The following is a 13,900-nucleotide window of genomic DNA, read 5'->3' as shown; positions in this document are numbered from 1 at the left end:
GACTGTCGTCGACATGAAAAATCGCCGCGGCAGGCGCCGGAGGGCGCCCACCGCGGCGGTGCGGGGCCGGGCCGAGGCCGGCCCCGGTGTCAGGTCAGCCGTCGATGCGGTGCTGGGTCCAGAAGGAGGTCAGGTCCGTGGTCGTGGCGGCCTGGGCCGCGGCCTTGAACTCGGCGGTCGTGGAGACGCCGTACCAGTGCGAAGTGGCGTAGTCCTTCAGCAGCTTGGCCATCACGGTGTCACCGAGGACGCGCCGCAGATCGTGCAGCGCGCACTTGCCGTAGTTGTAGACGACGGTGGAGTACCGGGAGGAGTGGGCGTCCCAGTAGCCCATCGAGTTGGTGATCTTCTCGGCGGACGAGGCCCACGAGACGCTGTTCCAGCAGCTCGTGCCCGTCTTGTTCAGGGCCAGGTCGGTGGCGTAGTCGGTGAACGCCTCGTCGAGCCACGGGCTCGTGTACTCGTCGTCGCCGACGATGCCGTACCACCACTGGTGGCCGATCTCGTGGGTGAGCGCGGTGGTGCTGACCAGGTCGAGGACGAACCCGGGGTACTCCATTCCGCCGAACCAGTAGTTGTTGTCGATGACGGCGTCCAGCTCGCCGTACGGGTACGCGCCGAACCGTGCCGAGTGCGCGTCGACGGCCGATTTGGCGGTGGTCAGCATCGACTGCGAGTCGGCCGAACTGATGCCGGACACCGAGTAGATGTTGATCGGGGTGCCCGCGGCCGAGGTGCCGGAGATCTTGCTGAACGGGCCGGCCGCCCAGGCGAAGTCGCGGACCTTGGCGGCGGTCGCCGTGGTCACCGTACGGCCGCTGCTGCCGGGGGTGTCCACCGAGGCGCCGGTGGCCGGGACGAGCAGGGTGCTCGGGTGGTCCAGGGCCACACGGAAGTCGGAGGCGAGCGAGTAGAAGGACTCCCCGTTGTTGGTGTAGGGGTCCAGGTGCCAGCCCGCTCCGTCCCGGACCGCGAGGACGGGCAGGGCGTTGCCGAGCATGCTGAACGCGCCGTCGTAGCCGAAGCGGTCGGCGCCGCTGGGCACGGTGATGCCCAGGTCGAAGCCGATCGTGGCCGTCTGGCCCTGGGTCAGCGGTGTCGCCAGGTCGATCTTGAGGGCGGTGCAGGCGACCGAGAGGGCGCCCGCCGTGCCGCCGGTGACGTTGCCGACCGTGATCGGCATGGCGGAGCAGGTGCCGTGGTAGTTGTCCCACAGCCTCAGGTACACCTCGCTGAGCGGGGTGGGGGAGGCGTTCGTGAAGCTCGCGCTCTCGTGGCCGGTCCACACGGTGCCGCTCGCGTTGCTGCTGAGGCTCACGGTGTACGAGGGCGCGGCGGGCGTGCGCGTGGAGTCCCCGGGCGGCGTGGTGCCGCCGGAGGCGTCGAGCGCGACGTCGTCGACGACGAAGCTGGTCTGGAGGCTGGAGTCCTCGGTGCCGGTGAAGGCGACGCTGACGGTCTGACCCGCGAAGGCCGACACGTCGAACGACTTCTGCGCGTACCCGGTGTTCTTGTCGAGGTTCGAGTACGTCGCCAGCGTCGTACTGCCGATCTTCGCCGTCAGCTTGTCGTACTTGGTCGACGTGGTGGTCTCGGCGGTGTCGATGTGCAGCCAGAACGTGAGGGTGGCGGTGCTGCATCCGGCGGGGATCGTCACGCTCTGGGAGAGCGTGTCGGTGTGCGTGCGGCCGACGCCGTTCAGCCAGGCGAAGGAGGTACCGCCGTGGGCGGCCTGGCCGGCGCGACTGGTGATGATGCTGCTCTGCGACTGGCTCCAGGGCGAAGTTCCGCTCTCGAAGCCGCCGTTGGTGACGACCTGGCCCGGGGTGCAGGCGGCGGCCGCGGCCGGCGCCTGCCGCGGAGCGGCCACGGCCGGGGTGAGGGACAGTGCTGCGGCGGCCAGCGCGGCGAAGGCGGATATGCTCGCGGCGAGGGCCTTGTGGGGGGTGGATCTCACGCGGAACTCCTTTGAGGCGGCCGGGATTGCGGCCTGCTCGGGGGCCGCCCGGTCGGCTCGGGTGCGCCGGAGGGCGGCCGCGGGCTGTGCGTGTGGCGTGCCGGAAGAGCCTGGCAGATTTGACCTGGGCATGCCATCAGGGGCGGGTAAAGTGTTCGTACTCCCTCACGGGCCTCCGGCCGTCTTCGAGTCGCCGCCGGTCCGGCTGCCGGGAAGCGGCCCGGGCAGGGCCCCAGGCAGGGTCCCGGACAGTGCGGGTGCGCCGTCGTCGGCCGGGGGCACCGGTTCCCCGGCCAGCACGATCACCGAGTCCTGCGCGCCGAACCGCACGCGTTCGCGCTTGTCCGGGTTGATGCGCACCCCGTATGCGGGCCCGTGCCGGGCTTCCCCGTACAGCCGGTAACCGAGGACGCAGTGGCCCTGCCGGCGGCCGGACTCCACGACCGTGGCGAAGGTGACCTCCCGTCCCGGCAGGACGTAGTGGGTCACGGGCTTCAGGTGGAGCGAGTCGCCTTCGGCCGAGAACAGGGCGTCGAAGACGTCGGCGAGGTGCCGGTTCTCCGCGATCTGCGTCATCAGCAGGCTGATGAGCCGGCCGCCGACGACGAAGTCGCCCCCCTCCCGGGCCGGTGCGAGCAATCGGTTGCGGTCGTCCGCCATTTCGGTGACCACGGCCAGTTCCCGGCCCGAGGCCTCCTCCAGCGCGCGCAGGTGGAGCAGGGTCACCAGGGTCCGGTCGTCACCGGTCAGTGCGCCGGGGGCGGCGCGGTCCGCGCCGTCGGCGTCGTCGTAGCCGAGGACGACGGCCCGGTCGAAGGACGGCACGTCGAGGGCGTCGAGAGCGCGCGGATCGGTGATGTCCCCTTCGTGCACCGTGATCCGCATCCGGCCCGCGCGCGAGCGCGCGCACCGGCCGGCGTCCCGCAGCGCCTCCTCGCCCGCCGCCATGACCACGAGCTCCGACCCCTCGGGCACGCACGGCTCCAGCTGGTCGATGATCAGCGGAGCGCGGCGGTTCCAGCCGAGTACGAGGAAACGCTCGGCGGGCGGCGCGGACGCGCCGGGCTCCGTGATCGCCTCCGCGTCGACCGGCAGCGGCCCGTCCGCGAGCACCGCGGTGTCGTCGTCCTCGGTGACGAGGAGGATCCGGTCGTCGGGCCCCAGGACCCGGTCCTGCGCCGGATTGAGCTCGACGCCCCCGTCCGCGGGCACGATGCCGACGACGGACGACGTGGCGTACGCGAGGAGCAGCCGGCCGAAGGCCTGTCCGGTGAGGGCGGGCTCGCGGACCGTGTAGAACTCGTCCCCCTCGAAGTCCAGGAGCTCCTGATGGACGAGGGACAGGCCGGGCTGGCGCGAAGTCTGGGCGATGAGGCGGGCGGTGACGTCCTCGATGTTCAGTACCCGGCCCCCGGGCCCGGCGGCGAGCTGCGCCGCCCGGTGGTGGCGCCCGTCGCGGACCGCCGCGACGACCTCGGGGCGCCCCCGCCGCCGTACCGCGGCCTCCAGGGCGAGCAGGGTCTTCACCACGTGGGCGTCACCGTCCACGCCCCCGTGGGTGAGGACCAGCACGGCGCGCGCCGTCTCGGGACCGACGAGCGCGACCACCGCCGGGTCCGTCGTCACGCCGCTGCGGCAGATCAGCCGGGTGCGGCCCATCCGGCCGACGGCGAGGGCGATCTCGTCCTCCATCTCCGCCTTGTCCTTCGGGCCGAGGACGGCGATGACCGCCCGGCGCCGGTTGGCGTTGGCGACGACCAGCTCGGACACGATCGGGAAGACCTGCTCGGACCAGCCCAGCAGGACGGTGTGCCGCTCCTCCAGAACGGTGGACCGGCCGCGCCGCAGGTCCAGGACCCTGTCGTTGAGCCCGTTGGTGATCAAGCCGACGAGGGTGGAGACGAACAGCAGCGCCACGAGGGCCAGGAGCACGGAGATCAGCACGTACAGCGGGCTGCCGACCGCACCGCCGATCTTCAGGGTCTGCCCGACGCTGACCCAGACGGCCACGAGCTGCCCCGACCAGGTCCGGGGCACCCGCCGGTCGGCCCACACCAGCGCCATGCTCGCAGGCACCACCACGGCCAGGCAGACCAGGGTGAGCCAGCCGATCAGCACCGGGGTCCCGCGGGCGATGACGCTGTCGAACCAGTACCGCGTACGCGGTAGGGCGGGCCCGGGCGGTCCGTCCGTCGTCCTGCGACCTGTCAACCGGGGTTCCTCGGGGAGCTGTCGGGCCCGGCGACGGGGCGGCGGCGTCCGCCCGGCACCTGCGGGTCGGTGTACGGGCCACGCTAGAGGGTGGGGGCCGGGCGGAGGATGGCAGAACCTCCCGAGTCCGCACATCGCGTGACAACTCGGACCCGCTTTCGGATGTCCGCGCCCTCGCCGGATCGGGGTGAGCCGCGTCTCAACCGGGCGTCGCGGCTTGTCTATGCAACGAGTTGCATAGAAGGATCGGGGTATGGCGCTCGAACACGCGATCCTCGTCTCGCTGCTGGAGCAGCCGGGCTCAGGCTATGAGCTCGCCCGGCGCTTCGACCGGTCCATCGGCTATTTCTGGACCGCCACCCATCAGCAGATCTACCGCGTCCTCAAGCGCATGGAGACCGACGGCCTGCTCGCGGTCCGCGAGGTGGCGCAGCAGGGGCGGCCGGACAAGAAGGAGTACTCCGTCGCCGACCCGGGCCGCGCCGCGCTCTCGCAGTGGCTGCACGAGCCCATCGAGCCCGAGAGCCTCCGCCACGACCTCGCCGTCAAGATCCGCGGCGCGGCCTTCGACGACCCGGCCGCGCTGGTCCGCGAGGTCGAGCGGCACCGCCGGGCGCACGGCGACCGGCTCGCGCGCTACCTCGCCGGGGAACAGCGGGATTTCACCGGTCCCGAGGCCCCCGCACCGCTCGACGCCGGCCAGGAGCTCCAGCACGTCGTGCTCCGCGGCGGCATCGCCTACGAGCGCATGACCATCGCCTGGCTGGACGACGTGCTCGCCACCGTCCACCGGCTCGCCGCACCCTGAGCCCGCCCCTCCCGCGCCCCGCGCCCGGCGCCCTTCACGCCTGAACCCGCACCCTCCCAACCTCCCCGGAAGGCGAACCTCCATGGCCGATTCCCTCCTGTTCAACCCGCGCACCTACGACCCGCAGCACTTCGACCCCGAGACCCGCAGGCTGCTGCGCGCCACCGTCGACTGGTTCGAGGAGCGCGGCAAGCGCCGACTGATCGAGGACTACCGCACCCGCGCCTGGCTCGGCGACTTCCTCGCCTTCTCCGCCAAGGAAGGCCTGTTCGCCACCTTCCTCACCCCCTCCGCCGATGCCGAGGGGCAGGCCGACAAGCGCTGGGACACGGCCCGCATCGCCGCCCTCAACGAGATCTTCGGCTTCTACGGCCTCGACTACTGGTACGCGTGGCAGGTGACGATCCTCGGCCTCGGCCCGGTCTGGCAGAGCGACAACGCCGCCGCCCGCGCCCGCGCCGCCGAACTCCTCTCCCAGGGAGAGGTGTTCGCGTTCGGCCTGTCGGAGAAGACGCACGGCGCCGACATCTACTCCACCGACATGCTGCTGGAGCCGTCCACCGACGGTGCCGGCGGCTTCCGCGCCACCGGATCCAAGTACTACATCGGCAACGGCAACGCGGCCGGCCTCGTCTCCGTCTTCGGCCGCCGCACCGACGTCGAGGGCCCGGACGGGTACGTCTTCTTCGCCGCCGACAGCCGCCACCCGGCCTACCACCTGGTGAAGAACGTCGTCGACTCCTCGAAGTACGTCAGCGAGTTCCGCCTGGAGGACTACCCGGTCGGCGCCGACGACGTCCTGCACACCGGGCGCGCCGCCTTCGACGCCGCCCTGAACACCGTCAACGTCGGCAAGTTCAACCTCTGCACCGCCTCGATCGGCATCTGCGAGCACGCGATGTACGAGGCCGTCACCCACGCGCAGAACCGCATCCTCTACGGCCGCCCGGTCACCGCCTTCCCGCACGTGCGCCGCGAGCTGGCGGACGCGTACGTCCGTCTCGTCGGGATGAAGCTGTTCAGCGCCCGCGCCGTCGACTACTTCCGCACCGCCGGCCCCGACGACCGCCGCTACCTGCTCTTCAACCCGATGACGAAGATGAAGGTCACCACGGAGGGCGAGAAGGTCATCGACCTGATGTGGGACGTCATCGCCGCCAAGGGCTTCGAGAAGGACAACTACTTCGCCCAGGCCGCCGTCGAGATCCGCGGGCTGCCCAAGCTGGAGGGCACCGTCCACGTCAACCTCGCGCTGATCCTCAAGTTCATGCGCAACCACCTCCTGGACCCGGTGGACTACCCCGCCGTGCCGACCCGTCTCGACGCGGCCGACGACGAGTTCCTCTTCCGGCAGGGCCCGGCCCGCGGCCTCGGCTCCGTCCGCTTCCACGACTGGCGCCCCGCCTTCGACGCGTACGACGCCGTGCCGAACGTCGCCCGGTTCCGCGAGCAGGCCGACGCGCTCTGCGAGTTCGTCACCACCGCCGCCCCGGACGAGCGGCAGAGCCGCGACCTCGACCTGCTGCTCGCCGTCGGCCAGCTCTTCGCGCTCGTCGTCCACGGCCAGCTGATCCTGGAGCAGGCACGGCTGACCGGCCTCGACGAGGACGTGCTGGACGAGCTGTTCGCCGTCCTGGTGCGCGACTTCTCCGCGCACGCCGTCGAACTGCACGGCAAGGACTCCGCCACCGAGCAGCAGCAGGGCTGGGCGCTCGGCGCGGTCCGGCGCCCGGTCGTCGACGAAGCCCGCTCGGCCCGCGTCTGGGACCGCGTCGAGGCGCTGTCCGGGACGTACGAGATGGCCCCGTAACGAAGGAGCCGGCACCGGCCCCGCACGGGCCCACCACCGCGCGCACCGCGCGGCGGTGGGCCTGCCGTGCGTCCGGCCCCGGGAACTCGCGGGTCCGGCGGCGCCCCTGCACGTAGCGTGGTCGCATGACGACGAAGCCGACCCGTGCGAGCGGACCGAAGGTGGCGCCCTCCTACCCCCCGAGGACGCCTCCGCCGCAGAAGAAGCCCGTGGAAGCCCCGCGGCCCCGGCCCGCCGCCAAGCCGGCGGCCTCGTAGGGTGAGCGGCATGGAGATCACACCCCCGGAGAAGGACGGCGCCCGCCTGCTGTACGGATGCATGGCGCTCGGCGGCGACTGGGACTCGGACGCGTACGGACCCGCCGACATCGACGCGGCCGAGGCGGCGATCGAGGCGGCGCTGGACAGCGGCATCGACACCTTCGACCACGCCGACATCTACCGCCGCGGCAAGGCGGAGGCCGTCTTCGGCGAGGTCCTGGCCCGCACCCCCGGCCTGCGCGAGCGGATCGTGCTGCAGACGAAGTGCGGGATCCGCCTGGCGGACGGCGAGCGGCCCGGAATCTACGATCTGCGCGGCGCGACGATCCTGCGGCGGGTCGAGGAGAGCCTCGGGCGCCTGCGCACCGACGCCATCGACGTGTTGCTCCTGCACCGGCCCGATCCGCTGGCCGACCCGCAGGACGTCGCCGCGGCGCTCACCTCGCTGCGCGAGCAGGGGCTCGTCCGTGGTTTCGGCGTCTCGAACATGAACGCCGCGCAGATCGCCCGACTCCAGCGGCACCTCGAATTCCCGCTGGTGGCGAACCAGTTGGAGATGAGCCTGGACCGGCGGGACTGGCTGGAGGGCGGGGTCCTCGTCAACACGCCCGCCGCGGCGGCGGGCGGATTCCCGTCCGGAACGCTGGAGTACTGCCTGGACCGCGGTGTCCGCCTCCAGGCATGGGGAGCCCTGGCGCAGGGCCGCTTCACGGGACGGCAGGAGAGCCCGGCCGAGCGGGCGACGGCCCGGCTCGTACGGGCGCTGGCCGAGGCGAAGGGCACGACACCGGAGACGGTACTGCTCTGGTGGCTCCAGCGGCATCCGGCGCGGATCGCCCCCGTGGTGGGCAGTGGCCGCCCCGAGCGCATCCGGGCCTGCCGCGACGCCGCGCTGCGCGAGCCCGAGCTCACGCACGAGGAGTGGTACGAGCTCTGGCTCACCGCCCGCGGGGCCCCGCTCCCGTAGCGGGACCGGGGGACGGGTCGCTCAGCCGATGCTCCACGACCAGGTCTGGTCCGCGGCCACCAGCGATGCCAGTACGACGAGGTCCAGGACGCCCAGGGCGAGACCGAGCCGGGCGCGGCCGGGGCGGGTCGTACCGCGGCGCAGGGCGAGGGCGGCCAGGACGATCGAGGCCGGGCCGAGGAACAGGTTCATCGCGAGGAGGCCGACGAGCCCGAGCACGAAGGAGGCCACCGCCATCCCGTCGGCCTGGCGGACGCCGGGGGCCGGGGTGGGGGCGGTCGCCGGGGTGCGGGCGGCGCGGGTGCGGGTACGGAGAACGGTGTCGGTGGCGTTCATGGTCATCCCTCCTGTCGGGTGGCCGGCCGGCGCCGGCGCGTCGTGCGTTCCCGGACCGCGAAGACCAGCAGCCAGCAGGCGATGACGGCGGTCGCGGCGAGGGAGACGTGGACGGACACGTGGGCCACGGTTCCCAGGGCGATCCCCATCAGCATGAGGGCCGCTATCAGGAAGAGCATCGTGCTTCCTCCAAAATAGGAGACAGTTGTGCACTGACTACCCAGTCTAAATGCAAGTACGCGGAATCGAGAATCGGGGGTTGACTTTTCGCCATGAGTGAGACCATCGGGGCACGCCAGGCCCAACGCCACAAAACCCGCAGGGCCTTGCTGGACGGCGCCCTGTCGCTGCTGGAGGAGCAGAGCCTGGGCAGCCTCGGCCTGCGGGAGGTGACCCGGGTCGCCGGGGTGACCCCGACCGCCTTCTACCGGCACTTCCGGGACACCGAGGAGCTGGGCATCGCCCTGGTGGACGAGGCGCTGCAAAGCCTGCACGCCGCCGTGCGCTCGACGCTCGCCGCTTCCGGCGAGGCGGCCCGGAGGATCGACACGACCGTGGAGCTGATGGCCGAACTGGTACGGGAGTACCCGGCGCACATCCGCTTCATCGTGCGCGAACGGCACGGCGGCGTGCGCAGGGTGCGGCTGGCGGTGGCGGCCCAGCTGGACGCGTTCGCCGACGAGGTGGCCGAACGCCTCGGCGCCGATCCCCTGAGCCGGGGCTGGAGCGCGGAGGACCTGCTCATGCTGGCCCGCCTGTACGTCGACCACATGGTGATGACGGTCTCCGCCTACCTGGCCGCGGGCCCGGACCCCGAAGAGTGGGCGGCGGTCACCCGCACCGCCCGCCGCCAGCTCCGCCTGATCCACGCGGGCCGCCTCAACTGGGCCGGCGCCCAGCCGTAGGGGCTGTCGCAACGCCCAGGTGTCCTGCGGACGGCGGCGCCGGCAACCGGCTCGCGGTCATCGGCTGCTCCGGGAGCAAGTCCCGGCAATGGCCGATCGGGTGGCCGGGGCGCAAGACCCGAGACTCCCCGCCCCCGTCCGGAACGGGACGGCAGACGGGGAGTCCGGGATCCGGGATCCGGGCAGCCGCCCGGGCCCGTGGCCCGCCCCGGTCAGCCCTCCCGCACCGCCGCCGGCACGGGTACGGGCACGGGCACGGGCCGCCGCCGGGCGGACTGCGTCAGGCCGGCGTCCACGTGGTTCGCCTTGAGCGCCGCGTACGCGCTGTACACCGCCTCCGTCCGGACCGGGCGACGGTCGGCGCAGGCGGTCAGATCCCCCGCGCACTGGAGCTCCCATCGCGGGAACCGGCGGCGCGACATGGCCACGGCGGCACTGGGGGCGAAGTACAGCATCGTCGTGTTCTCGTGGGGATTGTGCGCCGAGCCCTCGTAGACCATCCGGCCGGTGGTCTCCAGCCGGTCCGCCAGGCGGGTGAGGGACCGCTCCTCGGGCCGGTCCATGAACAGGCCCACGTGGTTCTCGAAACCGTGGACGCGCTCCTGCGCACCCACCTCGTCCGTGTACCCGGGGCTGCACCGGGGGAAGAGGAAGACCTCGACCTCCGGCGCCAGACCCGTCGTGACGCGCAGCCGTGTCACCCGTATGTCCGCATCGTCCGGAAGCCAGTGGCGCTCCACCAGACGGCGCTTGACCAGCACGCTCGGTATCGTGGTCGACGCGGGCCAGCCGTTTTCCTCGAAGTACGCGAGAGCGGATTCCACTGTTTCCGGGAACAGTAGCGTTGCGCAATGCGATACAACGCATCCGCTCTTGATTTCCCGTTTGAGATCGCCCGGCATCCAGGGTGGCAGGAGAGCGTCCAGTGATTTCTTCGAGGCGTGGAGGGCGTAGTCAACAGCATGCTGGAGGCGCTGGACATCGCACGGTTCGAACGTCACTTCAGGCATGTCGCAGCCTTTCTGTTGCCGACACCCGATTAAAGCCTCGTCACCCATCAGGCGGCACTTGGCCGTAGCCTGATCGGGTGAACGCCAGACTCTGACCTGCGCATCTTTACCCCCAGCTACCGCGGTTGTACTCACCGGTGACGTATCGGGCCTTTCCGCACCGCACGTTCAGTACCGCGCTTCCAGCACCGCACATTCCACGGAAGGCGTCTTTCCCAGGAGGTAGAGGGCATGTCTCCGTACGGCCGAAGGAATTCCCCGCGCATCCTCATAGCCGGTGCCGGAATTGGCGGATTGACGACGGCCCTGAGCCTTCATGCGGCAGGGTTGGACGACGTGCTCATCGTGGAGGCGTGCCCCAACCTGCGCGCCGTCGGTGCGGGAATCAATCTCCAGCCCGCCGCCGTCCGGGAGCTGACCGAACTCGGATTGGCGCCGGCGCTGGAGAAGGTCGCCGTGACGACCGCCCGGTTGGAGTACCACCACCGCTTCGGCGGTCTGATCTGGTCCGAGCCCCGCGGCCGCGCCGCCGGCTACAACTGGCCGCAGTACTCAGTGCACCGGGCCGACCTCCAGGACATCCTGCTGTCGGCCGTCCTGGACCGGCTCGGCCCCGGGGCCCTCGTCACCGGCGACCGCCTCGTACGGTACGAGCAGGACCGGGACCCGGAGCCCGGCCGGCCCCCCGTTCGGGCGTACGTGGCGGACCGGCCGGGCCCGTACACCTGCGACCTGCTCATAGGCGCGGACGGGATCAACTCGGCCGTGCGCGCCACCCTGTATCCGCACGAAGGGCCACCCCTCGGCAACGGGATACGCATGTGGCGAGGGGTGACCGAGGGTCCCGCCTTCCTCGACGGACGCACGATGGTCATCCTCGGGTGCAACGCGCGGGTGAAGGCCGTGGCCTATCCCGTCACCCGGCCCGACGAGAGCGGGCGGTGCCTGCTCAACTGGGTCGTCGAGAGCCGCACCGACGACGGCATCGGCGAGGAGGAGGCGCGCGGCGCCGACTGGGACCGCGCGGTCCCCCCGGAGGAGGTCCTCACCCACATCGAGGGCTGGCGCAGCGACTTCCTCGACCTCCACGGCGTCATCGCCGGGGCACCCCGCATCGGCCGGTACCCCATGATCGACCGCGACCCGCTGCCCACCTGGATCGACGGCCGGGTCGTCCTGCTCGGCGACGCGGCGCACCCCCTGTACCCGACCGGCTCCAACGGTGCCTCGCAGGCCGTCGTCGACGCCCGCGTGCTGGCGTACGCACTCGCCCACCACGGCGTCGCCGAGGCACTGGCGCGCTACGAGGCGGACCGCCGGCCGCAGACCACGAAGCTCCTCGCGGCCCACCGCCGGCTGGAACCCGACCCGGTGCTCCGCCAGGTGGAAGCCCTCGCCCCCGACGGCTTCCACGACATCCGCCACGTCCTGCCCGAGGACAGCCTGGACGGCATCAAGTCCTGTACCCGCCAGGTCACCGGTGTGGACGCCACCGCGCTCAACGCGCGCACCTCTTGGAGCGTCGCCGTATGAACACCTCCCGGATGCGTTCCACCGCCGCCGCCGCGCTCGGCTCCGCCGCACTGCTGGCGGCCCTCCTGTCCGCCACCGGGCGGGCACCGGCCCCGGCGCCGCCCTCCGGCTCCGCCGCGCGCATCCCCGCCTGTGGCGAGGACACCGGGAGCGCGGCGTGTTCCGCGTACGGACCCGCCGCCCGGCTCGGCGGCGGCACGGTCCGTACGTACGGCGAGTACCGGGGCGGGATCCCCAAGGCGCTGGGCATAGCCCTGACCGCTCCGGCCGTCTCGGGCCTGCCCACCTCGGACGCCACGGACGGCAAGCACTGCTACGACGCGGACGCCGACGGACACCTCGACGGCATGCACGAATGCGTCGGCGGCCACAGCCTCGAACTCGCGCTGCCCGCCACCCCCGCGGGCGCGGCAGGAGTCCCCTTCCAGTGGGTGCTGTTCAACTGGAACCCGCACGGGCACAACCCGCACGGCCGCTACGACGTCGCCCACTTCGACGTGCACTTCTACCTCGTCCCCAAGGAGGTCCGGGCGGCGATCAAGACCGGCGGCTGCTCGCTGCTGATCGCCTGCGACCAAGTGGCCGCGGCCGGAAAGCCCGTCCCGGCCGCGTACCTCCCTGCGGGCTACCCCGCGAGCAGCCCGCAGACCGCGGAGGGCGCCATGGGCGCGCACCTGGACAGCCGCCCCCCGACCACCGGCACGCTCAGCGGCCAGACCTTCATCTACGGGGCGTACGGGGGCGACCTCATCTTCATGGAGCCCATGCTCACCCGGGACTTCCTCCAGCGGCACCGCACGGCGCCCGGCCACCGGACCTGCGAGTCCGTTCCGCAGCCGGCCGCCTGGCGGATCCCCGGCTGGTACCCCACGCGGTACTGCACCGCGTACCGCCCCGACGAGGGCGACTACACCGTCTCCCTGACGGATTTCGTCCACTCGGGCGGGGCGCACGGTCTCGCCACGGCGGCCCGCTGAAGTCCTGCCGCGTGGCGCAGCCGGTGAGCCCGGCGGGCAGCCGCCACAATCAGACGGTCCGTCTTGCCGCATAATGACCCATTTGGGGGCCAGTTCATGTACGCAGCCGTCGTCCACGCCCTGGGGGAGCCGCCCCGGTACGAGTCCGTGCCCGAGCCCGTCCCCGCCGCCGGCGAGGTCATCGTCGAGGTCCTGGCGGCCGCGCTGTACCCGCTGGTGCGCTCGTTCGCCTCGGGCGGCCACTACACGGGCGGCGACGCGCTGCCGCTGGTCCCCGGCTTCGACGGGGTGGGCCGGACCGCCGCCGGTGAACTCGTCTACATCCCGGGGCTGGAGCCCCCGCACGGAACGATGGCCGAGCGGGTCGCCGTACCGGCCGCCGCGCTCATGCCCGTACCGGACGGTCTCGACCCGGTCGCCGTCGCCGCCGTCATGAACCCCGCTTCCTCCGCGTGGATCGCGCTCCGCGAGCGGGGCCGGCTGCGCGAGGGCGAGTCGGTACTCGTCCTCGGAGCCACCGGCAACGCCGGGCGGGCCGCCATCCGGCTCGCCCTCGACCAGGGAGCGGGCGAGGTCGTGGCGGCGGGCCGCGATCCGGAGGGCCTGCGCACCGCGGCGGAACTGGGGGCCCACCGCACGGTGAGCCTCGCGGGCCCGGACGAGGAGATCGCGGCCGCGTTCGGTGCGGCGGCCGCCGATGTGGACGTCGTACTGGACTACCTGTGGGACCGCCCCGCCGAGCTGGCGCTCGACGGGATCCTGCGCCACCGCGGCGATCTCACCCGTACGCTGCGCTGGGTGCAGGTCGGCTCCGCGGCCGGGCCCGACATGACGGTGCCGTCCGCGTGGCTGCGCAAGGCGGACGTGAGCGTCTGCGGGAGCGGACTCGGCTCGATCTCGGGCGCACGCCGCGCCGCCGCCCTGCGCGAACTGCTCGCCCGGCTGCCGGCCCTGGCGCCCACCACCGAGGCGGTCGCCGTGCCGATGGCAGAGGTGGAGACCGTCTGGGAGTCGCCGGCGCGATCCGGTGCCCGGTTCGTGTTCGTCCCCGCGGGCGGCGCGGAACCGGCCTCCGGGGCACGGGAGGCCGCAGGCGAACGGGGAACGGTCTGACCACGCCCCGTCT

At 72.3% G+C, this 13,900-nt stretch carries 13 protein-coding genes; 8 read left to right on the top strand and 5 right to left on the bottom strand.

Annotated elements, in window-relative coordinates; translation table 11 throughout:
• Positions 1 to 94 precede the first annotated feature (94 nt).
• Positions 95 to 1,957 (bottom strand): M1 family aminopeptidase, encoded by a 1,863-nt coding sequence (locus AB0M92_RS17705; protein WP_366103096.1) that lies wholly within the window; start codon positions 1,955 to 1,957, stop codon positions 95 to 97.
• A 165-nt stretch (positions 1,958 to 2,122) separates the two neighbouring features.
• A complete protein-coding gene (locus AB0M92_RS17700; RefSeq protein WP_366103095.1) occupies positions 2,123 to 4,168 on the bottom strand; it encodes an NAD-binding lipoprotein in 2,046 nt (681 codons plus the stop codon).
• Between the two features lie 253 nt (positions 4,169 to 4,421).
• Between AB0M92_RS17700 and AB0M92_RS17695 the strand changes: the two genes are divergently transcribed.
• The 4 genes from AB0M92_RS17695 to AB0M92_RS17680 all read left to right on the top strand — a co-directional run bounded on the left by AB0M92_RS17695 (position 4,422) and on the right by AB0M92_RS17680 (position 8,013).
• Positions 4,422 to 4,976, top strand: a complete 555-nt coding sequence (locus AB0M92_RS17695; protein WP_366103094.1) for a PadR family transcriptional regulator — start codon at positions 4,422 to 4,424, stop codon at positions 4,974 to 4,976.
• An 82-nt stretch (positions 4,977 to 5,058) separates the two neighbouring features.
• Positions 5,059 to 6,786 carry an acyl-CoA dehydrogenase family protein gene (locus AB0M92_RS17690; RefSeq protein ID WP_366103093.1) on the top strand — a complete coding sequence of 576 codons (1,728 nt, stop codon included), beginning with the start codon at positions 5,059 to 5,061 and terminating at the stop codon, positions 6,784 to 6,786.
• A 125-nt stretch (positions 6,787 to 6,911) separates the two neighbouring features.
• The gene (locus tag AB0M92_RS17685) at positions 6,912 to 7,043 is read left to right on the top strand and encodes a hypothetical protein (protein ID WP_366103092.1); all 132 of its coding nucleotides are present in this window, start codon (positions 6,912 to 6,914) and stop codon (positions 7,041 to 7,043) included.
• Positions 7,044 to 7,053: 10 nt separating this feature from the next.
• Positions 7,054 to 8,013 (top strand): aldo/keto reductase, encoded by a 960-nt coding sequence (locus AB0M92_RS17680; RefSeq protein ID WP_366103091.1) that lies wholly within the window; start codon positions 7,054 to 7,056, stop codon positions 8,011 to 8,013.
• Between the two features lie 21 nt (positions 8,014 to 8,034).
• Here AB0M92_RS17680 and AB0M92_RS17675 read toward each other — a convergent pair whose 3' ends face one another.
• Complete coding sequence (locus AB0M92_RS17675; protein WP_366103089.1) at positions 8,035 to 8,349, bottom strand: DUF4190 domain-containing protein; 315 nt, start codon at positions 8,347 to 8,349, stop codon at positions 8,035 to 8,037.
• Between the two features lie 2 nt (positions 8,350 to 8,351).
• Positions 8,352 to 8,528, bottom strand: coding sequence for a hypothetical protein (locus AB0M92_RS17670; protein WP_366103088.1), 177 nt, complete (start codon positions 8,526 to 8,528; stop codon positions 8,352 to 8,354).
• Between the two features lie 93 nt (positions 8,529 to 8,621).
• Between AB0M92_RS17670 and AB0M92_RS17665 the strand changes: the two genes are divergently transcribed.
• Positions 8,622 to 9,254 (top strand): TetR family transcriptional regulator, encoded by a 633-nt coding sequence (locus AB0M92_RS17665; protein ID WP_366103087.1) that lies wholly within the window; start codon positions 8,622 to 8,624, stop codon positions 9,252 to 9,254.
• A gap of 212 nt (positions 9,255 to 9,466) precedes the next feature.
• On the opposite strand, the gene AB0M92_RS17660 is transcribed toward AB0M92_RS17665, so the two are convergent.
• A complete protein-coding gene (locus tag AB0M92_RS17660; RefSeq protein ID WP_366103086.1) occupies positions 9,467 to 10,078 on the bottom strand; it encodes a hypothetical protein in 612 nt (203 codons plus the stop codon).
• Between the two features lie 417 nt (positions 10,079 to 10,495).
• Here AB0M92_RS17660 and AB0M92_RS17655 point away from each other — a divergent pair, with 417 nt between their 5' ends.
• The 3 genes from AB0M92_RS17655 (at position 10,496) to AB0M92_RS17645 (ending at position 13,887) form a co-directional block, all read left to right on the top strand.
• Positions 10,496 to 11,797: a flavin-dependent oxidoreductase gene (locus tag AB0M92_RS17655; protein ID WP_366103085.1), complete on the top strand. Its 1,302-nt coding sequence runs from the start codon at positions 10,496 to 10,498 to the stop codon at positions 11,795 to 11,797.
• Positions 11,794 to 12,774, top strand: coding sequence for a hypothetical protein (locus AB0M92_RS17650; protein ID WP_366103083.1), 981 nt, complete (start codon positions 11,794 to 11,796; stop codon positions 12,772 to 12,774). Before AB0M92_RS17655 ends, AB0M92_RS17650 begins: the two co-directional genes overlap by 4 nt.
• A gap of 96 nt (positions 12,775 to 12,870) precedes the next feature.
• Positions 12,871 to 13,887, top strand: coding sequence for a zinc-binding alcohol dehydrogenase family protein (locus AB0M92_RS17645; protein WP_366103081.1), 1,017 nt, complete (start codon positions 12,871 to 12,873; stop codon positions 13,885 to 13,887).
• The last annotated feature ends 13 nt before the right edge of the window (positions 13,888 to 13,900 follow it).

The sequence above is a fragment of the Streptomyces sp. NPDC051582 genome (genome assembly GCF_040681715.1).
GTDB lineage: Bacteria > Actinomycetota > Actinomycetes > Streptomycetales > Streptomycetaceae > Streptomyces.
Note: the sequence above shows the minus strand (reverse complement) of the source record. Positions and strands in the feature narration are given on the sequence as shown.